The 24,925-nt window shown below is 36.5% G+C and carries 42 protein-coding genes and 1 pseudogene; 19 read left to right on the top strand and 24 right to left on the bottom strand.

Annotation, left to right across the window (positions count from 1 at the left end):
- Window positions 1–105: 105 nt before the first annotated feature.
- Window positions 106–324 carry a hypothetical protein gene (locus P9211_RS05645; protein ID WP_012195711.1) on the top strand — a complete coding sequence of 73 codons (219 nt, stop codon included), beginning with the start codon at window positions 106–108 and terminating at the stop codon, window positions 322–324.
- Between the two features lie 187 nt (window positions 325–511).
- On the opposite strand, the gene P9211_RS05650 is transcribed toward P9211_RS05645, so the two are convergent.
- On the bottom strand, window positions 512–1,561 hold the full coding sequence (locus P9211_RS05650) for a chlorophyll a/b binding light-harvesting protein (RefSeq protein WP_012195712.1): 1,050 nt from the start codon (window positions 1,559–1,561) through the stop codon (window positions 512–514).
- Between the two features lie 116 nt (window positions 1,562–1,677).
- Between P9211_RS05650 and P9211_RS05655 the strand changes: the two genes are divergently transcribed.
- Window positions 1,678–1,902, top strand: a complete 225-nt coding sequence (locus P9211_RS05655; protein WP_012195713.1) for a hypothetical protein — start codon at window positions 1,678–1,680, stop codon at window positions 1,900–1,902.
- Between the two features lie 38 nt (window positions 1,903–1,940).
- Complete coding sequence (locus tag P9211_RS05660; protein ID WP_012195714.1) at window positions 1,941–2,135, top strand: hypothetical protein; 195 nt, start codon at window positions 1,941–1,943, stop codon at window positions 2,133–2,135.
- 207 nt (window positions 2,136–2,342) lie between these two features.
- Here P9211_RS05660 and P9211_RS05665 read toward each other — a convergent pair whose 3' ends face one another.
- The gene (locus P9211_RS05665; protein WP_012195715.1) at window positions 2,343–3,401 is read right to left on the bottom strand and encodes a chlorophyll a/b binding light-harvesting protein; all 1,059 of its coding nucleotides are present in this window, start codon (window positions 3,399–3,401) and stop codon (window positions 2,343–2,345) included.
- A gap of 262 nt (window positions 3,402–3,663) precedes the next feature.
- Window positions 3,664–3,810: a hypothetical protein gene (locus P9211_RS09590; RefSeq protein WP_159088378.1), complete on the bottom strand. Its 147-nt coding sequence runs from the start codon at window positions 3,808–3,810 to the stop codon at window positions 3,664–3,666.
- A gap of 283 nt (window positions 3,811–4,093) precedes the next feature.
- On the opposite strand from P9211_RS09590, the gene P9211_RS05670 reads away from it, so the two are divergent.
- From P9211_RS05670 to P9211_RS05685, 4 genes and pseudogenes are all read left to right on the top strand, one after another.
- Window positions 4,094–4,201, top strand: a complete 108-nt coding sequence (locus P9211_RS05670) for a high light inducible protein (RefSeq protein WP_012195716.1) — start codon at window positions 4,094–4,096, stop codon at window positions 4,199–4,201.
- Window positions 4,202–4,218: 17 nt separating this feature from the next.
- The gene (locus tag P9211_RS05675) at window positions 4,219–4,422 is read left to right on the top strand and encodes a high light inducible protein (protein WP_012195717.1); all 204 of its coding nucleotides are present in this window, start codon (window positions 4,219–4,221) and stop codon (window positions 4,420–4,422) included.
- A gap of 5 nt (window positions 4,423–4,427) precedes the next feature.
- A pseudogene (locus P9211_RS10055) lies at window positions 4,428–4,541 on the top strand (chlorophyll a/b-binding protein); the annotation flags it as partial.
- A gap of 163 nt (window positions 4,542–4,704) precedes the next feature.
- Entirely contained in the window at window positions 4,705–5,064 is a 360-nt protein-coding gene (locus tag P9211_RS05685; RefSeq protein ID WP_012195719.1) for a DUF1499 domain-containing protein, read from the top strand.
- Between the two features lie 48 nt (window positions 5,065–5,112).
- On the opposite strand, the gene P9211_RS10060 is transcribed toward P9211_RS05685, so the two are convergent.
- Window positions 5,113–5,214, bottom strand: a complete 102-nt coding sequence (locus P9211_RS10060) for a DUF4278 domain-containing protein (RefSeq protein ID WP_086934885.1) — start codon at window positions 5,212–5,214, stop codon at window positions 5,113–5,115.
- Window positions 5,215–5,321: 107 nt separating this feature from the next.
- Here P9211_RS10060 and P9211_RS05690 point away from each other — a divergent pair, with 107 nt between their 5' ends.
- Both P9211_RS05690 and P9211_RS05695 read left to right on the top strand, forming a co-directional pair.
- Complete coding sequence (locus P9211_RS05690; protein WP_012195720.1) at window positions 5,322–5,558, top strand: hypothetical protein; 237 nt, start codon at window positions 5,322–5,324, stop codon at window positions 5,556–5,558.
- 117 nt (window positions 5,559–5,675) lie between these two features.
- Complete coding sequence (locus P9211_RS05695) at window positions 5,676–5,903, top strand: hypothetical protein (protein WP_012195721.1); 228 nt, start codon at window positions 5,676–5,678, stop codon at window positions 5,901–5,903.
- 75 nt (window positions 5,904–5,978) lie between these two features.
- On the opposite strand, the gene P9211_RS05700 is transcribed toward P9211_RS05695, so the two are convergent.
- The 6 genes from P9211_RS05700 to P9211_RS05725 form a co-directional block, all read right to left on the bottom strand.
- Window positions 5,979–6,332, bottom strand: a complete 354-nt coding sequence (locus P9211_RS05700; protein WP_012195722.1) for a hypothetical protein — start codon at window positions 6,330–6,332, stop codon at window positions 5,979–5,981.
- 770 nt (window positions 6,333–7,102) lie between these two features.
- Window positions 7,103–7,843, bottom strand: a complete 741-nt coding sequence (locus P9211_RS05705) for an MBL fold metallo-hydrolase (protein ID WP_012195725.1) — start codon at window positions 7,841–7,843, stop codon at window positions 7,103–7,105.
- Between the two features lie 193 nt (window positions 7,844–8,036).
- Window positions 8,037–8,306 (bottom strand): DUF2470 domain-containing protein, encoded by a 270-nt coding sequence (locus P9211_RS05710; RefSeq protein ID WP_012195727.1) that lies wholly within the window; start codon window positions 8,304–8,306, stop codon window positions 8,037–8,039.
- A gap of 27 nt (window positions 8,307–8,333) precedes the next feature.
- Window positions 8,334–9,020, bottom strand: coding sequence for a DUF3386 domain-containing protein (locus P9211_RS05715; protein ID WP_012195728.1), 687 nt, complete (start codon window positions 9,018–9,020; stop codon window positions 8,334–8,336).
- Window positions 9,021–9,027: 7 nt separating this feature from the next.
- Window positions 9,028–9,558: a hypothetical protein gene (locus P9211_RS05720; RefSeq protein WP_012195729.1), complete on the bottom strand. Its 531-nt coding sequence runs from the start codon at window positions 9,556–9,558 to the stop codon at window positions 9,028–9,030.
- Between the two features lie 145 nt (window positions 9,559–9,703).
- A complete protein-coding gene (locus P9211_RS05725; protein ID WP_012195730.1) occupies window positions 9,704–9,919 on the bottom strand; it encodes a Nif11-like leader peptide family natural product precursor in 216 nt (71 codons plus the stop codon).
- A gap of 69 nt (window positions 9,920–9,988) precedes the next feature.
- Here P9211_RS05725 and P9211_RS05730 point away from each other — a divergent pair, with 69 nt between their 5' ends.
- Window positions 9,989–10,375 carry a hypothetical protein gene (locus P9211_RS05730; protein WP_012195731.1) on the top strand — a complete coding sequence of 129 codons (387 nt, stop codon included), beginning with the start codon at window positions 9,989–9,991 and terminating at the stop codon, window positions 10,373–10,375.
- Between the two features lie 75 nt (window positions 10,376–10,450).
- Window positions 10,451–10,627, top strand: coding sequence for a 30S ribosomal protein S21 (gene rpsU, locus P9211_RS05735; protein WP_012195732.1), 177 nt, complete (start codon window positions 10,451–10,453; stop codon window positions 10,625–10,627).
- Between the two features lie 497 nt (window positions 10,628–11,124).
- Here the strand turns inward: rpsU and P9211_RS05740 are convergent, their stop codons facing one another.
- Window positions 11,125–11,751, bottom strand: a complete 627-nt coding sequence (locus P9211_RS05740; protein ID WP_012195733.1) for an outer membrane beta-barrel protein — start codon at window positions 11,749–11,751, stop codon at window positions 11,125–11,127.
- Window positions 11,752–11,896: 145 nt separating this feature from the next.
- On the opposite strand from P9211_RS05740, the gene P9211_RS05745 reads away from it, so the two are divergent.
- A complete protein-coding gene (locus tag P9211_RS05745) occupies window positions 11,897–12,184 on the top strand; it encodes a hypothetical protein (protein WP_012195734.1) in 288 nt (95 codons plus the stop codon).
- 25 nt (window positions 12,185–12,209) lie between these two features.
- Here the strand turns inward: P9211_RS05745 and P9211_RS09765 are convergent, their stop codons facing one another.
- Window positions 12,210–12,383 (bottom strand): hypothetical protein, encoded by a 174-nt coding sequence (locus P9211_RS09765; protein ID WP_193328928.1) that lies wholly within the window; start codon window positions 12,381–12,383, stop codon window positions 12,210–12,212.
- Between the two features lie 87 nt (window positions 12,384–12,470).
- Between P9211_RS09765 and purT the strand changes: the two genes are divergently transcribed.
- Both purT and P9211_RS05755 read left to right on the top strand, forming a co-directional pair.
- Window positions 12,471–13,649 carry a formate-dependent phosphoribosylglycinamide formyltransferase gene (gene purT / locus P9211_RS05750; protein WP_012195736.1) on the top strand — a complete coding sequence of 393 codons (1,179 nt, stop codon included), beginning with the start codon at window positions 12,471–12,473 and terminating at the stop codon, window positions 13,647–13,649.
- A 137-nt stretch (window positions 13,650–13,786) separates the two neighbouring features.
- Window positions 13,787–14,158, top strand: a complete 372-nt coding sequence (locus P9211_RS05755; RefSeq protein ID WP_012195737.1) for a hypothetical protein — start codon at window positions 13,787–13,789, stop codon at window positions 14,156–14,158.
- A gap of 278 nt (window positions 14,159–14,436) precedes the next feature.
- Here P9211_RS05755 and P9211_RS05760 read toward each other — a convergent pair whose 3' ends face one another.
- Both P9211_RS05760 and P9211_RS09870 read right to left on the bottom strand, forming a co-directional pair.
- On the bottom strand, window positions 14,437–14,622 hold the full coding sequence (locus P9211_RS05760; protein ID WP_012195738.1) for a Nif11 family protein: 186 nt from the start codon (window positions 14,620–14,622) through the stop codon (window positions 14,437–14,439).
- Window positions 14,623–14,852: 230 nt separating this feature from the next.
- Window positions 14,853–14,999, bottom strand: coding sequence for a hypothetical protein (locus P9211_RS09870; protein WP_225866193.1), 147 nt, complete (start codon window positions 14,997–14,999; stop codon window positions 14,853–14,855).
- A gap of 295 nt (window positions 15,000–15,294) precedes the next feature.
- Here P9211_RS09870 and P9211_RS05765 point away from each other — a divergent pair, with 295 nt between their 5' ends.
- Window positions 15,295–15,807 (top strand): hypothetical protein, encoded by a 513-nt coding sequence (locus P9211_RS05765; RefSeq protein WP_012195739.1) that lies wholly within the window; start codon window positions 15,295–15,297, stop codon window positions 15,805–15,807.
- Window positions 15,808–15,898: 91 nt separating this feature from the next.
- On the opposite strand, the gene P9211_RS05770 is transcribed toward P9211_RS05765, so the two are convergent.
- Window positions 15,899–16,378, bottom strand: coding sequence for a glutathione peroxidase (locus P9211_RS05770; RefSeq protein WP_012195740.1), 480 nt, complete (start codon window positions 16,376–16,378; stop codon window positions 15,899–15,901).
- Window positions 16,379–16,418: 40 nt separating this feature from the next.
- Window positions 16,419–16,823, bottom strand: a complete 405-nt coding sequence (locus P9211_RS05775) for a thiol-disulfide oxidoreductase DCC family protein (protein ID WP_012195741.1) — start codon at window positions 16,821–16,823, stop codon at window positions 16,419–16,421.
- Window positions 16,824–16,960: 137 nt separating this feature from the next.
- On the opposite strand from P9211_RS05775, the gene P9211_RS05780 reads away from it, so the two are divergent.
- Window positions 16,961–18,268, top strand: coding sequence for an NRAMP family divalent metal transporter (locus tag P9211_RS05780; protein ID WP_012195742.1), 1,308 nt, complete (start codon window positions 16,961–16,963; stop codon window positions 18,266–18,268).
- A 76-nt stretch (window positions 18,269–18,344) separates the two neighbouring features.
- Entirely contained in the window at window positions 18,345–18,590 is a 246-nt protein-coding gene (locus tag P9211_RS05785; RefSeq protein ID WP_012195744.1) for a hypothetical protein, read from the top strand.
- On the opposite strand, the gene P9211_RS05790 is transcribed toward P9211_RS05785, so the two are convergent.
- From P9211_RS05790 to P9211_RS05820, 8 genes are all read right to left on the bottom strand, one after another.
- Complete coding sequence (locus P9211_RS05790) at window positions 18,591–19,148, bottom strand: hypothetical protein (RefSeq protein WP_225866194.1); 558 nt, start codon at window positions 19,146–19,148, stop codon at window positions 18,591–18,593. It lies immediately after the preceding gene.
- 39 nt (window positions 19,149–19,187) lie between these two features.
- Complete coding sequence (locus P9211_RS05795; protein WP_012195746.1) at window positions 19,188–19,481, bottom strand: RNA recognition motif domain-containing protein; 294 nt, start codon at window positions 19,479–19,481, stop codon at window positions 19,188–19,190.
- 599 nt (window positions 19,482–20,080) lie between these two features.
- On the bottom strand, window positions 20,081–20,485 hold the full coding sequence (locus P9211_RS05800) for a pyrimidine dimer DNA glycosylase/endonuclease V (protein ID WP_012195747.1): 405 nt from the start codon (window positions 20,483–20,485) through the stop codon (window positions 20,081–20,083).
- Window positions 20,486–20,561: 76 nt separating this feature from the next.
- The gene (locus P9211_RS05805; protein ID WP_012195748.1) at window positions 20,562–21,431 is read right to left on the bottom strand and encodes an NAD(P)-dependent oxidoreductase; all 870 of its coding nucleotides are present in this window, start codon (window positions 21,429–21,431) and stop codon (window positions 20,562–20,564) included.
- Between the two features lie 56 nt (window positions 21,432–21,487).
- A complete protein-coding gene (locus P9211_RS05810; RefSeq protein ID WP_041391149.1) occupies window positions 21,488–21,973 on the bottom strand; it encodes a hypothetical protein in 486 nt (161 codons plus the stop codon).
- Window positions 21,974–22,160: 187 nt separating this feature from the next.
- Window positions 22,161–22,400, bottom strand: a complete 240-nt coding sequence (locus P9211_RS05815) for a hypothetical protein (RefSeq protein ID WP_012195750.1) — start codon at window positions 22,398–22,400, stop codon at window positions 22,161–22,163.
- A gap of 217 nt (window positions 22,401–22,617) precedes the next feature.
- Window positions 22,618–22,791 carry a hypothetical protein gene (locus P9211_RS09770; protein WP_012195752.1) on the bottom strand — a complete coding sequence of 58 codons (174 nt, stop codon included), beginning with the start codon at window positions 22,789–22,791 and terminating at the stop codon, window positions 22,618–22,620.
- 43 nt (window positions 22,792–22,834) lie between these two features.
- Entirely contained in the window at window positions 22,835–23,074 is a 240-nt protein-coding gene (locus P9211_RS05820; RefSeq protein WP_012195753.1) for a hypothetical protein, read from the bottom strand.
- A 176-nt stretch (window positions 23,075–23,250) separates the two neighbouring features.
- Here P9211_RS05820 and P9211_RS05825 point away from each other — a divergent pair, with 176 nt between their 5' ends.
- Together P9211_RS05825 and P9211_RS05830 are read left to right on the top strand one after the other, a co-directional pair.
- On the top strand, window positions 23,251–23,883 hold the full coding sequence (locus P9211_RS05825; protein ID WP_012195754.1) for a 2OG-Fe(II) oxygenase: 633 nt from the start codon (window positions 23,251–23,253) through the stop codon (window positions 23,881–23,883).
- 24 nt (window positions 23,884–23,907) lie between these two features.
- Window positions 23,908–24,825 carry an AEC family transporter gene (locus tag P9211_RS05830; protein WP_012195755.1) on the top strand — a complete coding sequence of 306 codons (918 nt, stop codon included), beginning with the start codon at window positions 23,908–23,910 and terminating at the stop codon, window positions 24,823–24,825.
- Window positions 24,826–24,925: the final 100 nt, after the last annotated feature.

A 24,925-nucleotide genomic window follows, 5' to 3' on the forward strand; every position in this document is an offset into this window, starting at 1 on the left:
AGATATTTTTTAGAGCTTATTAAATTAATAGTAGTGTCAAAAAATTATTTTCCTAGACATAATCTTAGTCTCTAGGCTATAACACACCTACTTTTCATTGACTTGATGATTGATTTCTCGCATTTGCTGGATTTCGCAACGCAACTACCTCATCCATCAGATATAGGTTTAGTAAAACCATCAGGTGGGTTCCAACTTGTACCAGTTATTTTTGGAATACTTGCAATAATTCAAGTATCTCAATTCCATTGGTATGCAAGAGACTGTAACGATCCAGAAAAGTTTGAAGGAACGGAAAGACAAAAATTATCATCACGTTCTTGAAGTCAAATTCATAAAAGCTTTTAAAGCTAAGTTTAATTATTTAGATCTTTCCAAATAAAAAGGCAGAGAATTTTTCTCTGCCTTTTTTGTGTCTAATTTCAGTATTAACCCCCCCTGCGAAAGCAGGGGGGGGTTAGCTAAACCAAGATAATGTTTAGGTCATTTTCGAAGGGCTCAGAGCCTTTATTTAAAGAGTCCTTGGAACTCCGAAAGGACCATTTGTATCTCTCAATCGCTTGAAGTCAAAGCCCATAGCTCTTAATGCATGCCATAAATGTCCTTGAATAAAGAAAAATCCAAAGTAGTAATGCACATTAACCAAAGCAGCCCTAGTGGTATGGCCCCAGAACGCAGTTCCTCCAGGAACTGTGTCTATCCAATAAGGAGCTACTCCAAATTTAAACTGAAGAACTTCTCCATACCAAGCTTCTGGATAAACAGTTGTGTTTGTTGCAGCCCAGAAAGCAGCAACACATGCCATCCAGCCAATACCTGCTAGTGACCAAGAAAGTATTGCTTCAGCGGACAGTAAACCTTTGCCTTTGAATTTTGTATAAGTGCCAATTTGCTTTGTTGCTATATGGAAAGCACCTCCTCCGAGCTGGAAGAAAGCTAAGAAGGCATGTCCACCCATTACATCCTCAAGGCTATCAATAGCTAGAAAATCAAATTGATGGTTCCAAATCTGGGTAAGGTCAAGGTTGTAGTTGACTTGGCGTATTGCATCAATAGCAGGATCATAAATTCCATGGATCCTGGCCCATTCAACAAACCAAATATTCGCAACACCAAAGAAAAGCAAATGGTGACCAAGAATAAAAGTTTGGTTGTCTGGGTTATCCCATTCCAATTTAAATTTTCGAGCTTGTGGTACTTCTGACTGCTGCATATCTCCTGTGAAATAAACAGAGTGCAAAAGTCCTCCTCCCCCATAAACCATGGAGAGAATCAAGTGAAGTATTGCAATATTTGCCACACCTACACCTGTCCAAACTCCAGCATCATTGAAACCAATGCCGACTGATGCTAAGTGAGCAAGAAAGAGAGAGCTTTGATGTCCCATTGGCAGGGAAGCGTCAAAGCCAGCTAGTTCGACAAGTGTGGCTGCACCGCACCCAAAGGCAATAAGTCCAGTATGAGCTGCATGAGCAGCAATGAATTTGCCTGAGCGGTTGGTGACTCCAGAATTACCAGCCCACCACCCGTAGGTGACATCTGGGTTTCCGTAGGTCTGCATAATTTCTTTTTGAGCGAAAAGGCGCTATTTCCCATGAACACTACATGGAGGTCAATTAATATGTACGGAATCGTTAAAGGTTTTTATCTAAGAGAAATAAAAAAACATTTTTCAACATGCAACGAGATGAGATTTTCTGTGCTCTTTATGGTTATGTAGAGGGAAATTTTCCAAAACATCTAGATTCAATGCTAGAAATCTTTCACTCAACCCCTTTAATGGCAACCATTACCGTTGGTGGATTCAACCCACTAGCCGCAATATTCGGCCTAATTACCGTTTTCCAAGTAAGTCAATTCATCTATTACGGTTTTGATGCAAACGATCCTTCAAAGGATTAATTAATTTTTCAAAGAACAAAACTTTCTATCCAAATTCAATGATTGATCCAACTCACATTCTTGATTTCGCCACCCAATTACCGCATCCATCTGACATAGGCATAATCAAACCATCAGGAGGCTTTAATTTGGGGGCTGCTCTATGTGGCTTAGGAGCATTTTTTGGTGCTTCCCAATTTTTTTACTACTCGGATGATTCCAAGAGGATTGATCCTTGGGCCAAAAGAGATTAAGAGTAGCGCTTATCCCTAACTAGAAACTATTAAGGGATTTAATCGTTCCTAGAACATAGTACCAACTCATTTAAAGTGTATTCCAGATAAAGAGTTGGTATATCAAGTGAAAATTTATTTCTGAATTAACTAAATTTTCAGAAAAAAAAAAAAAAAAAGCCTCGCCTATTTAGGCGAGGCTTTTTTATAGCTTTTTAGATTAAAGCTCTAAGAAGCAGTTGACTCTGTCAAACCACCTATTGCCTGAGCAATCCTTCTGAAATCAAAGCCCAATGCTCTTAGAGCATGCCATAAATGGCCTTGTAAGCAGAAGAAAGCAAAATAATATTGAACATTGACTAGAGCTGCCCTAGTTGTGTGTCCAAAAAAGTATTTGCAGTCAGAAACATCTCCTGTATCTACCCAATAAGGAGAAATGCCGAACTTAAGCTCTAAAGGTTCTCCATACCATTCAGTGGGATAGACAGTTGTGTTTCCAGCAGCCCAAAACGCTGCAACTAAGCCCATCAAGAAAAGGCCAGCTAATGACCAAGAAAGTACTGCTTCTGCTGAAAGCAAACCCTGGCCTTTAAATTTGGTGTATTCACCAATTTGCCGAGTTGCTATATGGAAAGCACCACCACTGATCTGTAAGAAAGCTAAGAATGCGTGACCACTCATTACGTCTTCAAGACTGTCTATCTTAAGGAAGTCAAATTGGTGGCCCCAAACCATTCCGAAATCCCCATAACCAGGGAAAACTGTGCGAACAGCTTCAACGGCGGGGTCATAGATGCCATGAACTCTGGCCCATTCAACGAACCAGATATTTGCAACACCTAAGAAGATCAAATGATGACCAAGAATGAAAGTGAGATTGTCAGGGCTGTCCCATTCAAGCTTAAACTTATCAACTCGACCAATCGGTCCACTTTGTAGATCTGGATCGAAAAGTAATGAGTGAAGAAGCCCAGCACCGCCATAGACCAAGGAGAAGATCAGATGGAAAATTGCGATTGTGGCAACTCCTGCTCCTGTCCATACACCAGCTTCGTCAAAGCCAATGCCTAGAGAAGCTAAATGGGAAAGATATATAGAGCTTTGATGCCCCATAGGGATTGAAGAATCAAAACGGGAAAGCTCCCAAAGACAACTTGCACCAGTTGCGAAGCAAATAATTCCTGTATGTCCAACATGAGAGCCGATAAATCGACCTGCCCTGTTGGTGACTACAGAATTACCAACCCACCACCCATAGGTGACATCTGGGTTTCCGTAGGTCTGCATAATTTTTAAAGATGAAGGCTAAATAGCTTTGCCAACACTACAAGCGACTCAATTGATATGGCCAGAATAGTTAAAGGTCTTTATTTAGTGAATCCTTATTTTGTCGCCTTTTACACGAAAATGAGTGTTTTTAAGGAATTTAGGAGGAACCCATAACCTGCTATCCCACGTGTAAAAGGCAAAATCTTTGAAATGCCTACAAGAAACTCTTTAAAAATGCATCAAAGTGAAGAGATCCTAATAACTAAAAATTGGAATAGGATTATTTTTTTTTATATTTAATTTTTGGATCCATATCGATATCTAGTACATCTGATTTAAATAATTGAATGTCCTCTTCTTGACAGCCAGTGAGTCTCTTTAATTCAGTTATAAAGTCATTGACCTTTTCTTGCTCAGAACGATTCATATTAGTTCTTCTTTTTAAGGCCTTGAGATTTAAGGTTATTACCTATACCTAAGAAGCCAAACAAAAAGACAAAGAAATAAAGTCCCAATGCAATAAATACTAGAAATTCAAAGTTCCTTAAAAAATTCATAGCATTAAAAATTTTGCAGGAAGAAGTAGACGGCTCTTCTGAATTAGAACAATAGCGAATTAAATCTCTGCCAATGAAAAGCAGACGAAGTTCATTGGTTCACAGTTCTTCATAAAGTATGTTACATTGCTTCACATCCTGAATTCTTAACTAATGACACCTGAAGCTGAAAAGTTCAATGGTTGGGCTGCAATGGTTGGCTTTGTCGCTGCATTTGGAGCATATGCAACAACTGGACAAATCATCCCAGGAATTTTCTAATTAAACTACCTACAACAATGACATCATCCACTCAAATAACAACTGAATCAGGCAATCGTCAGAATGTATTCCCTGTCGAAGCCCAACCTGAATTACTAGAAAACTATCCTGGTTATATAGAAGACGCAGAAAAGGCAAATGGCAGATGGGCAATGATTGGATTTATTGCAATGCTAGGGGCCTATATAACCAGTGGGCAAATAATTCCAGGGATATTCTAATGAATAATAGTTACTGGAAAAACGCCGAAATAACTAATGGCAGACTAGCCATGGTTGGATTTATTGCAGCTTTAATTAATTACACTTTATTTGGCTGGATAATCCCAGGCTTCTTCTAAGTTAAAGAAGTTGATAATTAAATAGTTATGGACTTCATATAAGACTTGCTTTCATCACATAAAGACTAATTATTCTTTCCTAAAAGAAGCAGGTAACACTAGAAAAGATTATTTATATTAATATAATTATTAAAAACAACATCAGCTTCGTTAAGAAGAAAATATGCCTTTAACAAACAAAGGGACTCTATCCCAATGCATTATTAAAACAAACTGCGTGCTAACAGAGTGGGAGCTAGAAGATGTAAATGTTAAGTATAAACACTTAATAGGTTTAGCATCATCGCTACCAAGAACAACAATTGTCAAGCAAGAAAAAAATTATTGGCATGGTATTTGCAGAAGTTTAATTTTTCGTTTCCCTGACGACTTGGAGATCCTCAACTTAAGTACAAAGATGGCAACCATTCAGAAAAAAGGGATCATTCAAATCAGGTCTGCATCAAGATATGGTGCTTCAGATCTTGGCGTGAACAAAAATAGAATTAATAATCTATATAAAAAATTAATGGAGCTGAGTTAGAGCTATAAAGAACTCGTAGTTTTTTATAGCTCTAATATTGATGAGAATTTAGCGCTGATAATGCTTGCCACGATAGGTAAGTAAAATACGTTCCTTTTGAGCAGCCTCTTTATGCTGCTCATACTTGTGACCACGATAGGTAAGAGTCATTTGGTTCTCCGAGCTAGCCCAAGTCCCCGTTCCATGGCTTGAGTCGAACTGCGCCTTCGAATAAGAAGGTGAACGCTTATGTAGTTGTTGCTACATAATTATTATCCATGGGTATAAAAAATATTGCAAGTAATTTAAATATTAAAGATTTCAAGAAGTTCGCCCGTGTTCGACTAAGCTCATCTGAATTTTTAAGTGGGCTTTTGGGAGAGTTACAAGAACTGGCAGTGACACTAGCTCTAGCCGCAATGGCAATAGCCTTTATTTTCATCGCTGACAATGAAGATGACGATGACGAAGGAGGCGGGATGATGCAACCCGTATATCTAGCTGCTACCGACTGAGTCTGACTGTAAATCTATTCATAATTCAATGCAGTCCTCTACTCTGAAAATTCAATTGAAATAACTCAAAAGAAACCAAGACAAGAGAGTGTAGAATATAAAGAAATCCTTAAATCCATGGATTATCCTAAGGATAGGCTAGATGAGAGCCACATTGTTATTTGCGGCTATATATCCTCAAGGCTTAAAAGGCTAAATGATAAAGATAGGCATTCACTCTATTCTGAGTACAAAGAATGGCTGAAAGATGAAGGATTTAATCAAGATGATGTATGGAGCATTCCAGATTTAACAGATGAAGGTTTATGTGATTTCTTCAAGAGAGCTATCTCTCAAAGAAGCTAAGCTTGTATTAATATTTTTCTTAAGCAAGGGGTACTAAATTTAAATTTCCTAATTATAAAAATATTGCTTAGACATTCAGTAAATTCCATACAAAGCAAATCCGCTGTGTAAACCATAAATAAGTATTAAAAAGCTCATACAGCCAAGACTCAAAAGCATTGTAGTGTAAAGCCTATTAACACTATAAGTTGATTCAACTGGATTAAAGTCAGCAATCACAAATGACTGGCTTGAATATTTACCTCGATTTGGAAGCGTAGATTGACTTGGTAACATAGCCGGCAATTTATCATTCAAAACAGGTGCAATCAACCTATCTTCTTTGAATATTCTAGGTAGCATATTAGTAAGCCAAATTGCCATTACTGAAGTCCAGAAAATCATACTTAGACCTGCTAGACCAAAAAGAATAAATTTTAAAAATTCCATAAAGTTGAATAGGTTATAGAGGTAAATTAGCAGATTTTTCTATAATTTATGAACTTTATTATTATGAATAAAGCGACCTCTAATATACATAAAAATGCAAAGAGTTCCTATTACTATAGGAGGGTGAGCAGAAATGGATTCACTTACAAATTGAATTTGCTCGGCAGTCATGGCAGTTCTTCAGGTTCTAAACTAACTCTCTCAGAGAATTAATCACAAGGTTGTAAAATCATTTATCGTTGCAAGGCTCTTATATCACTAATGGGTAGATCAATACGAACAATTCCTTAGGCAAAAGCATACTGGCTTAAAGAAAGCAAAATAATCTGTTCATTGCTATCCAAAAACCATCTATTGTTTAAGAATTTATGCATAAAATTTATTTCTTAACATTAAATCAATTAATATTTTTGAATTGAAGGTCTGAATTATTAGTACCGAGTGTGCGATAATTGATGATAATGATTTTTTCTACATGAATATCAATCTCCCTTTGATGACCTTACTTTTCTTTCCAGAATACCCAGATGGAATTCCTGGAGACCTGTATTTAGTTCATCTATTTTTCTTTTTGATTTTCATCCCATTAACAATGATTGTTTTAGCTGCTCGCTCTCATGAGAGAAACAGCACCAGTTAAGAAAGAAAATTGATCTTCCCTAGGTTTCCATTAGGTATACTCTTCTAGGGAATGGACAAAAAGTTAGTAAATACTATTGAATCTAATACGATAGGTTTATTTACTGCGTTATACTTATAAGATATGCTAATTAGCTAGTCTCCAATTCATATCTAGTTCCAGGGATTGGGTCTATAAAGGATGCTTTACCATAAATAGATTTCCTTGCTTCTTCTATTGTTCCCTCAGAACTAATAAAGCGATTAAGCAGACCAGTAAATTCAACATCGCCACCTGTAGTACTAGAGAGTATATTTATAGGCTTTAATTTATCAATTAATATAGGTAATATACTTTTACCATTGATAATATTTCCCATTAAAGGTAATTTCAAGTTAACAACGGGGGTAATGACTGAATCAACTTTTTGATAAGAAGTTTTTTCATCAAAGAATCCATGTGGCTCTATATACAAAGAACCTTTTAGGTGAGTTAAGATATATCCATTCTCTATATTTGGGACAGCAGCTCCTGGAGTTGCCTGAATAGTAATCTCTTCGAGCTGTATAAAATTGCCAGGTGTAATTTCTTGCACATCCTCAAACCCAAGTTTCTTTACCAATAATGCTGCAGATGGAGATGCAATTACCTTTGTTGCCCTAGGTAGAAGGTTTAGCGATGGAATATGCGCGTGATCAGCCAATCCTTGCGTAAGCAATAAAAGGTTTAAGCTGTCAGGAGCTTTATATTCATTTCTTAGCTTTCCTTCAAGAAGCCACTTCCCAGGGGGGAATGAGAGAGAGCCTGTAAGCCAGGGATCGATTAATACTCGATATCCTCCAAACTGAATCAACCAGCCGCTAGATCCATAATAAGTAGCGAAAAAGGACATTTGGGAGCATAGTTAAAGAGTAAATATACGAAACAACAATGAGTTCTGAAGAAGGTGGTGGAATGATCCCAGGCTTATTTGCCATTGCCATTTCAGCAATATTTGCAGCTGCAATAGGCTTCTTAGTGCTTCATTTTATTCCGGATACACCATTTTAATTAAATTTGCCTAGATATAATTGATAAAAATGTAATTAATTCTCAGGAAGAGATCTAGTCATTCTTACTAGGGTTTGATGTGCATCCTCACTATCTGTCAATACATGGTCAAATAAAACTTCTAATTCGTCTCCATCTACATCTAACATCATTGATCTTGAATTAAGATCAATGATGCGAGCATTAACTGGATTGACAATCCCAGCATAATAACGAGCATATTTAAGAATTGCCTCATTATGGTCTTTATTCATATGTGAACAAATCCGTTTTCTTACTTCAGGACTTAACTGTTCTTTACTCACAATTAAAATTTGACCTCTTTTTTAAATCTAGCAGGTACTAAGTTCCTCTAAATCAAAAAATGAATATGTTTCTTCTGAATTATATATAGAGTTATCAACTTCCTTTATTATAGTTCTGTTAGATAAAACCCAAGGACCTCCAGAGTATAAAGGTATATATTCATCATTAAAATAACTCTCTGGTCCTATCGGCTCCTTTGTAGATGGATTTAAATATTGACTTGTATAGCACTTAGACAGATATCCCTTGCCAGTAAATAAAACTTCTTTGGTAAATATATTAACTAAGCTACCATGTACATGCCTATAAACCATAGTCACAACATTATCTTTTATACGATATTTATCACCTTTATTCTTGCCTCCAACCAAAACCTCTAGACCAGTTTCATTTTTATCACCAAAACTAAACGTATTCTCATAGTGAACTTTTTCAAAAGGTCTTCTTACTCTATGTATACAAACTTCCCATAATTGAGAAGCCAAAGCTTTTTTAGCCAGTTCATTATTGATAATGCTAATACTGGCTTTTAAATCCTTTCCAACGATAAATTCACCTTTAAATAGCTCTTTACCATTCTTATATGAACAAGATCCTTTATAGCCAGGAAAATCTGATTCCCAGGTATAGCGATTTTCATAAGCCAAGCGAAAAGATTCTAAGCAGTCTTTCTCTTCAAAAGGTTTGTCTGGTAGTTCCTTTAATGACATCATTTAAATATCAAGCTGCTAAGTTATCTGGATGATTATCATCTAGCCAATCTCTAAGTTGGCCAATTACTTTTTTGGTTGCATCATATAAATCATCCTCAGTTGCTTTTTTCCCTGAGTTCTTAATATTCTTTTCTAAAATGAGCATAACTTCCTCTTCCGCTTCGGAAAGAAAAATTCCATCATTTTCTAATTGATCGTTGATCCTATCAAGTGAGACTAGAGAAATAATTTCATCTGTACTCATAAGGTCTTGAATATCTCCATAGCCAATCCCTTCTAAAATGCAATATTGAAAAGCATATAATTTAAATTCTTTAGGTAAACTTTGCCAAGGTTGGTCTTCAAAACTTTGAGTTTCATCCTCAGAAAAGTTTCTTTCTGCACAATAAGATAGCTTTGCATTTTGGAATTCATCTCCTTCCTGGGGATCCAAATAGAAAGCATCTTCATTACTATCAAAGAAGGCAATCTTTTCATCATCACTCTTAAGTGATTTAGCGGTCCCCCAATATTTTTGAAGTTTTTCTTGTTCAGTCATCTTTTGGCTAGAAAACTTGTAGTAACTACCTTCTAATGCCAAATCATGGATGTGGCAATAAATTGATTATTAATTTCAAAAGTGGATACAAGAAACCTCGTTTCACAATTAAAGGCACTCTTGAGAATATCGAAAGTCTTAAGAATTAATTGTATTCTCCTGGTACGTCATTTTTTTTTACAGTCACCCTTCCTACCTTCTTACCTGAGAACCTTAACAATTCATCTCCAGAGAACTCAAATCCAAGTGTTAATGCAATTTGAGCTACATCATCAGCAGTAGAAGAGGCAAGCACCTCCTCTTTCAGAGCAGAGTCATTTTGCATCTTCTGCAAAAACTTCTTGAGATCATCAAGGGCCATTCTTTTAATCTAGTTCATTCCTAAACCATTTCGTTTGCTGCTAAGACTGATTTAGATACTTTACTTTTAATGGCTGAATTCCCATATCTGATAGCTATTGCTCTAATCCAGCAAGAAGAAAATCGAGCTATGCCCTTAGGTGGAAAATCCATAAAAGAACCTATCGATTTAAAGAATGGTCCTGGGGAAGCTGGAGAAAAGATTGCCTTAGAACTTTTGCTGAGAGTTTTAGAAATAAGTGATAAAGGCTTTATCCGCCAAGCGGCAAAAAAAGAAAGCCTTCTTTTAGTGGAAATGTCTATGGAAATTATGCAAGATCAACTTCCCTCCCTCAAAAGCAAATGGATACAAACAGGAAAAACAGATCAACTAATCAAAGAGCTTAAGAGAATTTGTGAGAATTGTTGGTATATAACATTCGAAAAATATAAAGGTATTCAGCTCTCACGTTGCTAATGATTACCCTCTGACAAAGAATTTTTGAGATTGCTTTCTGCCAAGTGGTAAGTTAATTGGACATTAGGCATTCTTTTGACTCAAGTAACTGTTGGTGAAAACGAAGGAATTGAATCTGCACTTCGTAGATTTAAGCGTCAGGTTTCCAAGGCTGGAATCTTCGGAGAATTGAAGCGTCTTCGTCATCACGAAACGCCAGTTGAAAAATATAAAAGGAAACTCCAACAAAGAAGGCGAAATCGAAGGCGCTAGCTTCTCTAACATAAGACTGGCAACAAATTTGCCATTGAATTCTCTTATCTAAATTTTTTTGTACCGCAAAAAAAAAGCCCCTCGTACATAGACGTGGGCCTGGGTGATGGGGGAGTCTTATTTCTAGATGAAGAAGAGAGGAAAAACAACCCCCACAATTAGTAGCCTTTGTCTAGTGTTTTATCAAAGTATCAACACAGGTAGCGTTTGAGTATTAATCCCTACTCAGTTCCAGTTGAAAATTGGTCAGTATGTTGATAAGACCGGGTGATGGAGTTTGGCCGTTTAGAGAATGCCTCTCTCTAAACTTGCTAGTGAGGCATTCTTCATTTTTAGTGCTTTATTAATTTGATGATAAAAGTTCTTCTCGTTAACCTTGAAATGAATAACCCCTTTCAAATAGTAGAAAAGTTCAAAAGATACTAAATGCAAATAATTTGTGGCAAAAAAAATGGTCAGCATCCTAGGAAGCTGACCATTTAAATTAAAGGAAGAAATTAGAAAAAGGAATATCTAAGACCTGCCTGAGCCTTCCACTGATCGAATTCATCAATATCAGTATTGTTCATATTGGAATCACTATATCCTTGCCAAACAAATTCTCCAAATAGATCTAAATTCGAAGCCGTCTCATAAGTAACTCCAACCTTAAACTGGTTTACAGTCACGTCTTCATCCTCTCTGTCTGAACTTGAGTCAGTAATCATTTCAGCTGAGCCAAAGCCATAACCAATGTAAGGGGTCCAGCTGGAATCATTAGTGAAATCATAGTAAAGAGTGTACAGAGATGTGTATGCAGAGAACTTCTCAACTGCAGCTTCATCTATTACAAAGTTGTTGTACTGGAAAGCGGCATCCAATCTAATGTTCTTTGTAAACCTAATTCCTATACCTGCCTCACCTGCAGCTCCCTCACTGCGGTCATAATCAGTGCCACCGTAATCAAGGTCTCCGCCAGAAACCCATCCACCAGCTCCAAAAACATAAATACTGAAATCATTTTCAGATGATGCACTACCGCCAATATCATCAAAAAGATCACCTGAATAAGTATCAGCCAAAGAAGGTGCAGCTACGCAACCTAAAGCAAGAGAAGCTGCAAGCAATGAAGTCTTAAGAGACACAAACAAAATAATTAACTAGAGAAATAATATCTGTTTTTTTTTAAAGATTAACAAAGCCAGTGGCAGCAATAGAAAAGGCACACACTCATTTTATTTAAAAATTGAATTCAGACATCTTCTAAAGAAAACTTTAAGAAGTTTAAGTATGTTTCTACGACCTTCAATGAACTGGGTTTTCTTATTCAGATGTTATATGGTTAGGCGGCCATTAATAGTTGGTGCCTTGGCGATTCAACCAGAAGTCATCCCTCTTAACAGCCAAGAAGGAGAAAGCGCTAAGCAAATCCATCCAAAATCAATTGTTTTTCTTGCCTTTGCAATATTTTTTGCATTGCTTATTTTTTTCCTTAAAACAATCTTTTCTTTAGCATTAATGGCTATTGGCCTAGGTTTTATCTGGCAACAGGCAGCAAAGAGACTTTCAGCCAATTAATCTTCACAACAAAGTAATCAGAAAATCATTTCTTATTTCTTCTAGCCTCGTCATTATCTAAGGTTGTCTTGATCAAGTCCTGAAAATTACCTTTAGCAGAACTAAGTCCAAACATGACAATAAAACCCAGTCCAGCAATAGCAATTACTCCAATTTCAACTGGGCCCAAGCCAAGTGCAACAGAGAAAATACTAGGCATAATCAATCAATTAATTAATCACTAATCACTTTTCTAGCTGATGTATGTCATGCCAGCATTCATAATGATTAATTGCTTTTAAATTTTATGAATATTTATCCAAAGACCTTAATGTTGCTAGGGAGTGGAGAGCTTGGGAAGGAAGTCGCTATTTCGGCTAAAAGACTTGGCTGCAAAGTGATTGCTTGCGATAGGTACGCTGACGCTCCTGCAATGCAAGTGGCAGATATTGCCGAAATTTTGGATATGACCAACTCCGGTGAGCTTAAGGATGTTATTAATTCATATAAGCCAGATGTAATCATTCCAGAAATAGAAGCTTTAGCAGTTGATGCTTTGGATGAGATTGAGAGAGATGGGATAACTGTCATACCAACAGCAAGAGCAACACAAATAACAATGAATAGAGACAAAATAAGAGATTTAGCATCTAATAAGCTTCATCTCAAAACTGCTAAATATGTTTATGCATCCAACAGTGATGAAGTCAAAAAAGCTGCTAAAGAACTTGGGTTGCCCGTAATAGTTAAACCAATTATGAGTTCTTCTGGGAAAGGTCAATCTTTCATAAGGAAAGAAGAGGACATTGAGCTTGCCTGGGAACTTGCTCTAAAGAAAGCAAGAGGAGTTTCAAGCAGGGTAATAGTAGAAGAGTTTCTCGAATTCGACTTTGAGATTACATTGTTGACTATTCGTCAAAAAGACGGGTCCACACTTTTCTGTCCTCCAATTGGCCACGAACAAAAAAATGGGGACTATCAATCCAGTTGGCAACCTGTAGTAATTACAGAGAGTCAACTACAAGAAGCACAAGTTATGGCAAAAGCTGTAACTCAAGAGCTTGGCGGAGTTGGAATATTTGGGGTTGAATTCTTTATAACTAAAGAAAGTGTGATTTTTTCTGAATTGTCGCCTAGGCCACATGATACAGGCCTTGTAACGCTTATTAGCCAGGACCTAAGTGAGTTTGACCTTCATGTCAGGGCGATCCTAGGCCTTCCAATTCCTTCAATCACAGTTAATCACCCTAGTGCTAGTAGAGTTATCTTGTCTGAGAAGAATTGCACAAAAGTTGCGTATAGAGGAATTGAAAAAGCTTTGGAAGAAGAAGGTACCAAAATACTAATATTTGGAAAGCCAAGTGCTACAAAAGGCAGAAGGATGGGTGTGGCATTGGCAAAGTCTTCAACCTTAGATAAAGCTCTAATAAAAGCTAATAATTCGGCAATTAATGTAGAAGTAATTCAAGATGATTACTCCAATTAAACCTTATTAAAGGAAAAGTTAGCCTTCCCTTATCAGCATTTTTAACAAATTCTCAGGAAAGGTATGTAGATCTATAAACCAAAGCTTGTGCGAAGTCGAAATAAGAGGGAATTTAAGATTGTAAATGAGGTTTATTAATGCTTGTACTATTCGTCCACTTATTTCTTGGCTTTGTCTTATGGACAACTTTTGCTATTATAAATAAAGGTCAAAAGCATCATCAGATTAATGAAACTTTAATTGCTATTTTCAAAAGCCTGAGAAATATAGGGAATAATATCAAGAAACTCATACAACTTCTTGTTCAAGATTTGCTCGAAGTTGGTTCAAATAAGATGCCGCAAGAACTCGAAAATATTAATGCAAACAATCAAATGGTTACAGAAGAAAACTATGCCTCAACTATTGCCTCAATAAGTAATATTGAGGTTGATGAAGATCTAGCTCTTGATGGCTTTAGTCCTGAAGTAGTTGATTTGATTAACGAAGAAGAGGAAAAAGCAGCTTGAGTTCCTTTGAATTGTTCTTTGGAATAAATGTTAAGATCAGAGTAAAGGTTTGAATAGGAGCTATCTAGTAATAATTGTTATAATCTTTAGAAAAACGCTGATTATACAAAGAATTATCCCTCCATAAATGATGCCTGCGACTCCAGACCCCCAGTCTTTCCAAAAAAATGCACTAATAAGAAAAAATATTAGACCAATTATTAGAAAGTAGATATACATTCAATAAATAGAGTATTTGATAGGTTTAATTAATTTTTTCTAATGAAAAAGTGAATTTTTCATAGAGGATCTCCCCAACGGCGACTAATTTGAAAGCCCCAAGTTCTTGCAAGCTCTATCACTTGTTCATGTGTATTGCATGAAGATAGTTGTTCTCGCCTAAAAGGAAATTGGTCCAATGAATCAATCATCTTATTAAGTTGATCAACCTTCTCAATAAATCTCCGAAGATCTTCTTTTGACATTGCTAGAAATGTGGTGGACAGTCTTGATGGGAAGCTTTGAGTAACATTAAAGCATGATCTATCTCTATATTATCCTTTTCCACAGAGTATGTTTTCAAATAATCTGAGCAATAATTTATTTAATAGAATATAAAATCCTTCATGACTCCTATATTTTTACATATTTAAAGTAAATTTTAAACTTATAAGGCTTAGGAATATACCGTTAATTCTATTCTGGAGAATTTTGATTAACTTGGCTTTGGATCAATCTCTGACAGGCGTTCGATCTTACATTTTTTAAGTTCTTCAAACATTTGTTCTAATCGCTGATTTTGGGCCTCGTCAAGCTCCCTTAGGTAGTTGCTATTGGCCTCACTGTCATTTTTAAGAATCATGGAAGTCCTAGAGTATTACTTAGAGAGGCGCAATAAAATTGTAATCCCAACTAATGTCGCAAGAATCTGCAAAACAATACTGTGAATCATGGTGAGATTATCTATCTAATCTAGTTCTATCGGTAAATTACAGTGAAAGCCATCAGTGATTATTACCTAGAATCAAAGAAGGCATTCCCTCAGATCAGTTTCTCGAAAGCTCTCCTAAGACATTTTTGTCATTTTTTATGTGTTATGGGTGGTTTAACGGAACAAAAACCATCAAATTAGAGGTATGGCTTACGCTTGAGATGAGATGATTAATGAAGATCCTAATAACCTTGCTAAAGAGATAAAACCAATATTAAAAGAAGTGCGCGAGTCCTTACCAGTAATCAAAACCATAATCCTTGCGCCGCTTGCCTTTGGCTACGCTCTAGGAGAAGAATACTTAAATAAAATAGCCAAGCGTCAAGCAGAAGCTAAAAAGCAATCAAAGATATTAGCCCAGCAAAAGCGCACTGAGGAAAGAGAAAAACGATTAGAGGAGCGTAAAGCTGACGAAATTGCCAAAATAGCGGCCGAAAAAAGAGCTGAAGAACGTGAAAAAAGTATTAGAGAAGAAAGCAGGAAAATGACGCCAATGAAATGTTTCACCGCTTTGATTTCAGCTTCTAGTGCACTTGCCCTTGTCGTAGGAGTAACAAGACTTGCCCCAATAGCAACTTGGACAAATAATGTGAATCAATGCGTTAAAGAAAGTTCTGAGAACAATATTTCTGAAAAGAGTTTCAGTGAGATATTTAAAAGCTGCAACAGAAGTCAATAATATAAATCATCAAAAAATTTTCAACTGATTCCCTCCTCCTCAAAAAAAGAACTTCAAATATTGATCATGCCTAATGAAGCCTCTTCAACTTTCAAGAATCTAAGGCAAGTTGAATTGCAGAAATTAAGGCTTCACTTAGTGGTTGAACACTAGGTTCATATCTGCCAACAACACTTCCGTCCTTCCCTATCAAGAATTTCTCAAAATTCCAACTGACATCTCCAGCAGGATCCGCCTTATTCAGGGTTGTATAAGGTTCCGTGGTAAATCCTTTTGCATGAACCTTATTAAAGATTTCAAAATCTGCGCCAAATTTCACCGAGCAAAACTCTTTAATTTCATCTAGTGTTCCTGGCTCTTGATTCCCAAAGTCATTGCAAGGAAAACCCAAAACAGCAAAGCCCTTATCTTTAAACTTATTTTGCAGTTCTTGCAATCCAGAATACTGAGGTGTATTACCACAATAACTAGCGACATTTACTATTAAAAGGACTTTACCCGAGTATTCCCCAAGTTTTTTAATGGTCCCAGTGGAGGTTTGAACGCTTGTTTCAGTAACGCTTACTTTCATAAAGCCTCTTTTAATATCTAAAAACTAGCAGGGGAGGGTATTAATTATTGAAAATATTCTCTCTAAACTTACATAACTCCTCTAATGGAGGCCGATTCGTCAATAAAAGTCTCCATCTAGCCCATTGCCAATAACATATTTGAGCAAACTGCCTAAACAAAGGCCATTTAGTAGGTTCATAAACCCAAGACAAACCGACTAACTTATAAGCCTCTCTAAAAACATCTAAATCCCTAAGGACCTTTCCATCAGATTTAATGCCATGGATCCTAGTCATAGCTTCTTTATAAGTTATCCCTGAAAATTCATCTGGGTTATACTCCCTCGAATCAATATCAATAAATTTAAGCTTATTGTTTTTATCTTTTAGACGTAGAAAAGCCACTTCTCTCGTGCAAAAGGGACATGATCCGTCAAACAATAAAGTAAGTTTTGAGTTTGCCACTAAAGCAAAACCTTAAAGCAGTTAATTATCTCACCAAAAGGTGGACTTAGAGTTGAATTAATACATCATCTATTTTTGTTATTTCTTTTGCAAAGCTTCGGCTAACTAGTCAATATACTCTCAACACTTAATTGAAAATGTCGCTATCCAGAGAAGGGGTCCAAAAAAGTCTTGGGCCAGGGATTTTATTAGCAGGTGCCTGTATTGGCGGGTCTCATCTTATGTCCTCAACAACAGCAGGCGCAAGGTTTGGATTTGCTTTGATTGGCTTGATATTACTTACTAATCTAATTAAGTACCCATTTCTTCTTGTTGGGACTCGTTTTACTGCATCTACAGGGCTCTCATTACTAGAAGGCTTTCAAGCCCGAAATCCATTTTATCTTCCTATTTATCTAATTGTTAGCTTAATAACAGGTACTTTTACTATTGCTGCTGTAAGTTTTGTCTCGGGTCTACTTCTAACAAATATCCCATTATTTTCTCAATTTCCACCAATGGATCTTTCCATTGGTGTACTAGTTATTAGTGGAGTAATTTTGTTGCTGGGACATTACCGAGCACTTGATCGGATATCAAAAGTGCTTGTCATATTACTGACTTTGCTTACAGCTATAGCGGTATATTCCCTTATAAATCGTGCCTCTTTAAGTGATATCAGTATAAATCTAATTAATAGTGATCCAAGCCCGTGGACGTTAGCCAACTTGTCTTTTTTAATTCCTTTAATGGGATGGATGCCTGGCCCAGTTGAATTATGCGTTTGGCCATCTCTGTGGATGTTCTCAAGGTCTAAAGATAGTAACTACAACGCAAGTCCTAAAGAAGCTGAATTTGATTTCAATCTTGGGTATCTAGTCACTGTGGTGACGGCAATATTCTTTGTAACTCTAGGTGCCCTAACTATGTATCGGTCTGGAGACGGAATGCTTGAAGGAAGTGGCGTTTCATTCGCTCAAAATCTTATTCGGCTTTATACAGAAGCTATGGGTGGATGGGCAGCTTGGATTATTATTCCCGCTTCTTTTGCGGCAATGTTTAGTACAACTCTAACTTGTCTCGATGCTTACCCTAGAAGCATTTCTGCTACTCAAGGACTACTCTCTGGGAAAGACCGGGGTCAGTTAACATCCAAGTCAGAGCAAAAACGACTAGAAGTTTGGATCGTTTTACATATTTTTGCAGCCTTGAGTGCTCTTTTGATCGCTAAATCAGATGGTATTGGAATCAAAGACTTTGTCTTTGGAGCAATGACAGGCAGTTTCTTGTCGGCCCCTTTGTTTGCATGGATGGCGATGGATACGATTAACAGCAATTTAGTCTCAAAGGAATATCGTTATGGGCCATTAATGAAATCATTATGCTGGGCAGGATTGTTTTTCCTTATTGGGTTTAGCGTTCTTTTTATCTTCAATGCCTTCTTTGGTTTAGGAATTAGAAGTTAATGTCCTGAAAGCAAAGAAATAGACTCACTTTCTTCAAATTCTTGCGAACGTATAAATAACCATTTTCTTTTAGTGCATGTCCACTCAGAAATTACTAGAGGATTCGCTACAAGAACCTGCCATAGACCAAACAGAAAAATTCCATTGGCATGCAACTCCTATTGGTATAGCAGCCTTGTGTAAACAAGGGGCGTCGAATTCATCTGGCGGCTCGTACGAAGATGCACTAAAAGAAGGATTAGAAGTAGGTCTAGATCTCAGCAGAGAAGAAAAAGAATCACATTATTCAAAGAAAGGCTTAGTGATCCTTTTTTACTCCTAGTCAAAGGACTTCACCTTCTTTAATCTCACATTCAAGTGAAGCCATTGCTTCATTCGGCAAGCCAAGGAAACGATCAAGGAACATATTTCCAGTAGGAGGAATAACTGCTACACCTACAAGTCTAGAAATCTCTTCGTTGTTTAAAGGCTGACCCTTTATGTCGTGAAGATTAGACACCACATGACCAGTACTCAAGGAAGTTGAAACGATAAGCTTAGGGAATTCCCAAAAATTGAAGATTTTTAGAATAAATCTTGCTTCAAAATCAAGCAATACTTCACCGCTATCTCGATCGATAGTTCCTTCAAGCTTATCTAAGACCATATTTATTTCTAATCCAGGGGGAATAGGTAGCCCTAAGAACTTGCTTGTACGCCAGTTTAATGAAGGAATCGAAAACTCATAAGGATCAAATTTCAAGGAGACAAGTCTTTTGTCACCGAGAAAAGTAATGCGAGCAATTCCTCCTCCTCCTCTCGAGTCATAAAGGAAAGGAGGGAAAGAGCCAATTGTCAGTCGACAACCATCAAGGCTTTTTAACCTAATAAAGGAACTCAAATTAAAGAACAAATAACAAAAACAAAGCCTGCTAGAGAATTACCTCCGATTCCGACCACCGTTTGAATTGCGACGACCATCTCTGGAATCTCTCTTTGGCTCTGCTTTGTTAACCCTGATATTTCTCCCCATCCATTCAACGTCCTGGAGATCATTGATTGCTTTTTCCTCATCTGCTTGATTTACCATTTCGACAAATGCAAATCCACGCTTTCGACCTGATTCACGATCGAGTGGTATTTTGCAATCTTTGACTTCACCATAAGTGCTGAATACATATACGATGTCCTCTCGCTCTGCGTCAAAAGAAAGATTGCCGATAAAGATGGTCATGAAAAATTGGACTTGTTAAAAAAGGAATGAGATGAGTGGTCCTAAAGGAAATTCTTTATTGCCAAAGCTAAGGAGCCCAAGCCAATTTAGATAGCCGGTTAGAACTGACAGTAATATGTTATTGCAAGTCAGGCATTACAGAAGATCAGATAATTTAACCTACTATTCTCTTAACAAAGCGATTCAATGTAATAAACGGCTTTTGGAAATAAAAGGTTGCTATAGAATTCACATAAAGGCAATAAAAAGAGAAAACCTAAAATAGAGGCAATGGCAGGTTATGACTAAACTAAAATTAATGAATACTATGAATTGTTGTTATTGTAAAGCCAAGAGATAGTTATAGAAAACTATAAAAAGTCTGAAGCATATAGTCGCATGCTAGCAATTAATCGTAGTGAACATGACTCCTTGAGAAAGAAAGGTTACCAATACTTTTTGAATATTCAATTTCAAAAACTCTGTATATATGATTAATTTGTACTAATTTAGCACTACAACTTACCAGCCAAGACAACTATTAACCCTGAACAGATAAAATATTAACAATCCTTTGGCTATTAATATGTTTATAATGATTCTCTTTTGAAGGTGAATAATTAGATCGTCCATCTATACCAATGAGGCTTTTGGTTGATCTTTTCTTTTATTCTTTCCTTTACAACCTGAATATCTATTTCATTAGGTGTCCAATCATTATATAGTTCATCTGGCCATTGCTCTTTATTAAATAGTCGTCTTGGGTTTGGATTCATTCCCCTTCTCTTCATTTCTTCTATAATATCTAGATATCTTTTATATAAATACTTTCCTTTATTATAAAAGAATCTTACATGACCTGTATTTAATGTAAAGTTTTTAGGCAAAGATTCTTTTGTGATATTCCAATTGGGAGATTTCATTGACCGTTGAAGAGCTGAACCTATCATGAAAATTTCCCTATATTCGGCAATAAGGTGCTGATCAGATAATTCTATAGGTTTAACAAGATTTATTCTAGTCATTATTTATCTAAGAGATTTACTTTAAGGAAAGTATATATACAAGAAATTAAATTAATTTTATAAATGATATGATTTTTTATTTAGCAACTGACCTTCTAAGTACAGAAACATCATAATCTGAAAACCCATTATGAATTAACTTCTTCTCAATATCCTTAACTTTTTTCGTTACTTCTAATGTCAAACCTAATTCTTCCGCTGTCTTTAGCGCAATCAATAAATCTTTATAGTGAAGTCCCAATTTAAACCCTAGGGGATATTGATCTTCTAACATGGCTTTCGACCTATTCGCAAGAGCCCATGAACTAGCGGCCCCTTTACTTAAAGCATCAATTACAATATTCATTGGCAATTCTAATGTCTGTCCTAAAGCAATTGCTTCAGCTACTGCAGCGTAACTTCCAGCTACAAGTATTTGATTGATAGCTTTTACTTCTTGACCTTTGCCAACTTCTCCAAAAGTATAGATATGAGTTGCTATTGATTTAATTAATGGATTTATTTTCCCAAGAGTTTGCTTGCTACATCCAAGAAAAATTGCCAGATCTCCATTTATTGCTCCCTCAGTACCACCTGTGACAGGCGCATCAATATATTGAATATGTTTCTTTGCAAGTGTTCTTTCATTAGACCTAGCACTTGAAGGGCTAATTGTAGACAAATCAATTATAAGACTACCTTTATCGAGACTTTGAGAAGCACCCTTGGATCCAAAAAGGACATCCTCCACTGCATCATCATCACTAACGCAAATAAAAAACACTTCACAACCTTTAGCTACGTCTCTAGGACTTGAGCAAGCGTTAGCACCTTTTAGGCCTGGATCTTTTTCCGCTGTCCGTGATCGTGTATGAACCCTAAGGTTATAGCCTGCTGCTAATAAATTCTTGGCTATTGGAAGCCCAATAGCTCCTAGTCCAACAAAGCCTAAAGACTCTTCTTTCATTCTCTAATCACTCCTAATAAATTAAGGATAATCAGAAAAAAGTAATATATGTGGATTCAACTGCAGTCTTTTGGATTGAGCCAAGTCAACTCATGCCTATCTTTTAAGTCTTGACGTGCCAAGACGATTAATGGAATTGCTATAAGTGAATTATCAATATTCGCTCGGTATTGCTCTATAAGAGCGACATATTTTTTAAAGGTCCAACCATTATTCCCACGATCTTTCCACCTCCATGAGTTCCTAAGAGCCCTATGGAAATCCTCCATACCAAATTCCTTCCAGCACAACTGCATTGCAAATATTGAATCGTAGCCAACTTTTAGGAGCTGGTCATAGAAAATCAATTCAGGTGATTCTCGTGAATTGTCTGTTGGCAATCTTTCTGCCAATTCCATAACTGTGATTTTTTCTAGTCTTAACCAACATCTATTTAAAAGAAAAACTGGTAATTCATACGACCAAGGCTTAGCTTCTAAATCCTTAAAAGTCTCTTGCAAACATTTTTTTTGCTGACTAGTCCAAAATAATAATGTATCCATGATTTCGTCTAAGAGTTCCACATTACGATTTAACCCTTTAGGTTCTCTTTTCTAAGAAGCAGGTTATCAGGAAAGAATAAGCTTACAACTTTTCAACAAAAGGCTTTCTTAAGTAAAATTACGGCTCGAGCTAATAAGTAAAGTAGATTCGCTTTGTTATTTCTGGCCAAGACCAACAACAATTAATTTAGTTATTTAAGGTTTTTCTTGCACACTCATTAGCTGAAACCTTATCACTTTTACCTTCATCCAAAATTGCCGTTAATGCGCAGTCACAAAAATCATCTATGGAACTTTCAGGAAGATTATTGACTGCTGGGTTTGAGTTAGCAGAAAGTTTACATGCATCATATTGGTCTTGGGGGTATGCATTTACTGGTGTCGAAACAAAGCAAAAAAGTATGCCGAGAACTAAAAAGAACCTCATTGAGAATTAAATATGTTTTCTAAACTCTTTTTTACCTCATCCAAATACTCTTTATCAATACTTGGGCTTATTTTCTTTTCCTTTTTTATAGTAAGACCTATCCACAAAACCTGAAGGCCTATAAAGGGGATCAACAAAAGCGAAAATTCAATTAGTCCAGGTCTCATACCAAACAAGTCAATAAAAGTTATGATTAGATTAGAAAAAAATTCTTTGACTAGCTTTCTCTTTCGTTAATTTCATAATAAGGTCTATCATCATAATCAGCATCAGAACAACATATATCTCCATAGACATCTTCCAAAAGGTCATAGGCATCATCATAATTAGCAAATTCCTGGATAGTAACCTCATCCTCCTTCCCATCATGTCTAGTAATAAAAAACCGCATTTGTTAGCAAAGATCAAGCAATAGTGATTATTAACTATATTTCCTAATTATTTTTTTTATTTGGGTATAATCTAGCTATTTTTTTTACCTGTTCAGATATAACTAGCTCTTTTGCCTTTTTATCGGCTAGTGAATCACTGCCTTGACTTGCATTAAAAAAAATAAAAAAGATCATACCAGTAAATAATATCCCAATCGATAATATTAATATACCTAGAGGCTCTGTAGGAGCTAAGAACTCATACCCCAAAGAATTACCACTCATAATTTCATAATAAGGCATTTGTGTATGTACCTGTTGTTAGCATTTTATAGGTTTTTTAAGGTTCTAATGAACAATTACCTTTATATTAATTGATATCAATGAAATTATAGAGCTTGGGGAATACGTAAGAATGTTGCAAGTCCATGAAAGAATGATTCTATAGCTTCCTATCAGCATTAATCAAAATTGATCCTATGGAACTAATCGCTAGTTACCGCACAAAAGGATTTGAGGCTGTTGCTGATGGAGTTATGTCTTTTTTCGATAGACGTATTGATTTACAGCATAGAGGGATTGCCTTTGGCTATGACACAGCTGAGCTTTCAGAGCCAGCAAAAGTTTCAACCGACATAAGTCTTGTAGCAATTGATCGTTCAGACCCTGAGTCATTTGCACTATCAGAAGTAATCATTAGAGGCGTAAATGCTGGACTAAAAAAGTATTTAGACGATCGTCCGCTATTTAAAGAATGCACACCTGAAAAATCGCTTTTTGTAAATCCTATCTTTAATTTGCAACGCTATGCGCCAGGAGAAGGTTTTAAGAAATGGCATTATGACTGGACTACCAGTAATGAGGCCACAGAACCAGTCCATCGACTACTTGCATGGATACTCTATTGCAATGATCTCAGCTCAGCAGGAACAGAGTTTCACTGGCAAAAACATTATGAGGAGGCAGAGCGAGGCAAGCTATTAATCTTTCCAGCAGGTCCCTCACATATTCATAGAGGGCGAGTTAATAAAATCGGTACTAAAACAATTGCCACTGGCTGGATAAATGCAGGGCATAAAGATGCCTATATAGCCCGATTGGCCAACTCTTAAATGTAAGCGTATAGATAGATAATAATGAATGTCATAAGTCTCCTGACAGAATTAATACCGTGTCTACTAATAGGGTATCTACTTGGGAAGTTCAATGAAAATCTATCGGTAGTTATTGCTAGACCGTTAATCAATTTTGGAATACCAATCAGCTTAATGGGCTTATTACTTAAAGTCGGTCTTAAGATGGATTTAATAGAGTCGGCGTTAATGGCATTGGTAGCCATTGGGATTTTAATGACAATATTAGTTGTAATCCCACAGCTTAGAGAGAGTATTTCATGTAAAACATTGCAACTAGGTAGCGGGTTTGGGAATACAGGTTACTTCGGGATTCCAGTAGCACTTACGCTCCTTCCAAGTCAAGCCCTAGGTTACAGCATAGGCTTTGACCTTGGAGCAACGTTATTTATTTGGAGCCTCGGGCCATTGCTCTTAGGAGGTGATGCACATCAATTACTCGGATCGAGGAATTGTAATGGAGTGCTTAAAGCTTTAATTAAGAGTCCAGCTAGTAAAGGGTTGATAGGAGCCCTATTAGTTCAAGTCAGTCCTTGGCATATACAGTTAACATCTTTCCTATGGGGACCATCAAAAATCGTAATAATCCTCGCACTTGTCGTAGTCGGCATGAGATTAGGTTGGATAGGAACGTCTACCAGTTCATCTATTAGAACAAAATTGAGAGTTATCAAATTAAGTTTGATAATGAAATTACTAGGTCTTCCTTCTTTAATGTTTTGTCTATGTCTACTACTCAAATTACCAAATCTCATGCGCAACGCATTGGTTCTACAATCAGCCGCTCCTACTGCGATATCAATATTATTAATCTCTCAAGCGAACTCACATGAGGAAGAAAAGGCATCAAGCCTAGTCGTGTTTAGCACAATCTTTGCTTTAATTACCATACCGTTATGGTCCTTGATCCTAAAGATCTAAATAGTCCTTAACTTGCTACCCTTAAAGAAAGTTCTTTCATGATTGTTGCAGAATTACTCTATAAAGAACTAAAAAGAGTTCCACAACATTGAGATAGATT

Origin of the sequence: Prochlorococcus marinus str. MIT 9211 (assembly GCF_000018585.1) — a bacterium.
Lineage (GTDB): Bacteria > Cyanobacteriota > Cyanobacteriia > PCC-6307 > Cyanobiaceae > Prochlorococcus_D > Prochlorococcus_D marinus_B.

What these genes read in the sequence shown, in the direction of transcription:
- P9211_RS05645 (WP_012195711.1), top strand. Translation starts at nt 106, where the DNA reads ATGATTGATTTCTCGCATTTGCTGGATTTCGCAACGCAACTACCTCAT.
- P9211_RS05650 (WP_012195712.1), bottom strand. Translation starts at nt 1,561, where the DNA reads ATGCAGACCTACGGAAACCCAGATGTCACCTACGGGTGGTGGGCTGGT.
- P9211_RS05655 (WP_012195713.1), top strand. Translation starts at nt 1,678, where the DNA reads ATGCAACGAGATGAGATTTTCTGTGCTCTTTATGGTTATGTAGAGGGA.
- P9211_RS05660 (WP_012195714.1), top strand. Translation starts at nt 1,941, where the DNA reads ATGATTGATCCAACTCACATTCTTGATTTCGCCACCCAATTACCGCAT.
- P9211_RS05665 (WP_012195715.1), bottom strand. Translation starts at nt 3,401, where the DNA reads ATGCAGACCTACGGAAACCCAGATGTCACCTATGGGTGGTGGGTTGGT.
- P9211_RS09590 (WP_159088378.1), bottom strand. Translation starts at nt 3,810, where the DNA reads ATGAATCGTTCTGAGCAAGAAAAGGTCAATGACTTTATAACTGAATTA.
- P9211_RS05670 (WP_012195716.1), top strand. Translation starts at nt 4,094, where the DNA reads ATGACACCTGAAGCTGAAAAGTTCAATGGTTGGGCTGCAATGGTTGGC.
- P9211_RS05675 (WP_012195717.1), top strand. Translation starts at nt 4,219, where the DNA reads ATGACATCATCCACTCAAATAACAACTGAATCAGGCAATCGTCAGAAT.
- P9211_RS05685 (WP_012195719.1), top strand. Translation starts at nt 4,705, where the DNA reads ATGCCTTTAACAAACAAAGGGACTCTATCCCAATGCATTATTAAAACA.
- P9211_RS10060 (WP_086934885.1), bottom strand. Translation starts at nt 5,214, where the DNA reads ATGACTCTTACCTATCGTGGTCACAAGTATGAGCAGCATAAAGAGGCT.
- P9211_RS05690 (WP_012195720.1), top strand. Translation starts at nt 5,322, where the DNA reads ATGGGTATAAAAAATATTGCAAGTAATTTAAATATTAAAGATTTCAAG.
- P9211_RS05695 (WP_012195721.1), top strand. Translation starts at nt 5,676, where the DNA reads ATGGATTATCCTAAGGATAGGCTAGATGAGAGCCACATTGTTATTTGC.
- P9211_RS05700 (WP_012195722.1), bottom strand. Translation starts at nt 6,332, where the DNA reads ATGGAATTTTTAAAATTTATTCTTTTTGGTCTAGCAGGTCTAAGTATG.
- P9211_RS05705 (WP_012195725.1), bottom strand. Translation starts at nt 7,843, where the DNA reads ATGTCCTTTTTCGCTACTTATTATGGATCTAGCGGCTGGTTGATTCAG.
- P9211_RS05715 (WP_012195728.1), bottom strand. Translation starts at nt 9,020, where the DNA reads ATGATGTCATTAAAGGAACTACCAGACAAACCTTTTGAAGAGAAAGAC.
- P9211_RS05720 (WP_012195729.1), bottom strand. Translation starts at nt 9,558, where the DNA reads ATGACTGAACAAGAAAAACTTCAAAAATATTGGGGGACCGCTAAATCA.
- P9211_RS05725 (WP_012195730.1), bottom strand. Translation starts at nt 9,919, where the DNA reads ATGGCCCTTGATGATCTCAAGAAGTTTTTGCAGAAGATGCAAAATGAC.
- P9211_RS05730 (WP_012195731.1), top strand. Translation starts at nt 9,989, where the DNA reads ATGGCTGAATTCCCATATCTGATAGCTATTGCTCTAATCCAGCAAGAA.
- P9211_RS05745 (WP_012195734.1), top strand. Translation starts at nt 11,897, where the DNA reads ATGTTTCTACGACCTTCAATGAACTGGGTTTTCTTATTCAGATGTTAT.
- P9211_RS09765 (WP_193328928.1), bottom strand. Translation starts at nt 12,383, where the DNA reads ATGCCTAGTATTTTCTCTGTTGCACTTGGCTTGGGCCCAGTTGAAATT.
- purT (WP_012195736.1), top strand. Translation starts at nt 12,471, where the DNA reads ATGAATATTTATCCAAAGACCTTAATGTTGCTAGGGAGTGGAGAGCTT.
- P9211_RS05755 (WP_012195737.1), top strand. Translation starts at nt 13,787, where the DNA reads ATGCTTGTACTATTCGTCCACTTATTTCTTGGCTTTGTCTTATGGACA.
- P9211_RS05760 (WP_012195738.1), bottom strand. Translation starts at nt 14,622, where the DNA reads ATGTCAAAAGAAGATCTTCGGAGATTTATTGAGAAGGTTGATCAACTT.
- P9211_RS09870 (WP_225866193.1), bottom strand. Translation starts at nt 14,999, where the DNA reads ATGATTCTTAAAAATGACAGTGAGGCCAATAGCAACTACCTAAGGGAG.
- P9211_RS05765 (WP_012195739.1), top strand. Translation starts at nt 15,295, where the DNA reads ATGATTAATGAAGATCCTAATAACCTTGCTAAAGAGATAAAACCAATA.
- P9211_RS05770 (WP_012195740.1), bottom strand. Translation starts at nt 16,378, where the DNA reads ATGAAAGTAAGCGTTACTGAAACAAGCGTTCAAACCTCCACTGGGACC.
- P9211_RS05780 (WP_012195742.1), top strand. Translation starts at nt 16,961, where the DNA reads ATGTCGCTATCCAGAGAAGGGGTCCAAAAAAGTCTTGGGCCAGGGATT.
- P9211_RS05785 (WP_012195744.1), top strand. Translation starts at nt 18,345, where the DNA reads ATGTCCACTCAGAAATTACTAGAGGATTCGCTACAAGAACCTGCCATA.
- P9211_RS05795 (WP_012195746.1), bottom strand. Translation starts at nt 19,481, where the DNA reads ATGACCATCTTTATCGGCAATCTTTCTTTTGACGCAGAGCGAGAGGAC.
- P9211_RS05800 (WP_012195747.1), bottom strand. Translation starts at nt 20,485, where the DNA reads ATGACTAGAATAAATCTTGTTAAACCTATAGAATTATCTGATCAGCAC.
- P9211_RS05805 (WP_012195748.1), bottom strand. Translation starts at nt 21,431, where the DNA reads ATGAAAGAAGAGTCTTTAGGCTTTGTTGGACTAGGAGCTATTGGGCTT.
- P9211_RS05810 (WP_041391149.1), bottom strand. Translation starts at nt 21,973, where the DNA reads ATGGATACATTATTATTTTGGACTAGTCAGCAAAAAAAATGTTTGCAA.
- P9211_RS05815 (WP_012195750.1), bottom strand. Translation starts at nt 22,400, where the DNA reads ATGAGGTTCTTTTTAGTTCTCGGCATACTTTTTTGCTTTGTTTCGACA.
- P9211_RS09770 (WP_012195752.1), bottom strand. Translation starts at nt 22,791, where the DNA reads ATGCGGTTTTTTATTACTAGACATGATGGGAAGGAGGATGAGGTTACT.
- P9211_RS05820 (WP_012195753.1), bottom strand. Translation starts at nt 23,074, where the DNA reads ATGCCTTATTATGAAATTATGAGTGGTAATTCTTTGGGGTATGAGTTC.
- P9211_RS05825 (WP_012195754.1), top strand. Translation starts at nt 23,251, where the DNA reads ATGGAACTAATCGCTAGTTACCGCACAAAAGGATTTGAGGCTGTTGCT.
- P9211_RS05830 (WP_012195755.1), top strand. Translation starts at nt 23,908, where the DNA reads ATGAATGTCATAAGTCTCCTGACAGAATTAATACCGTGTCTACTAATA.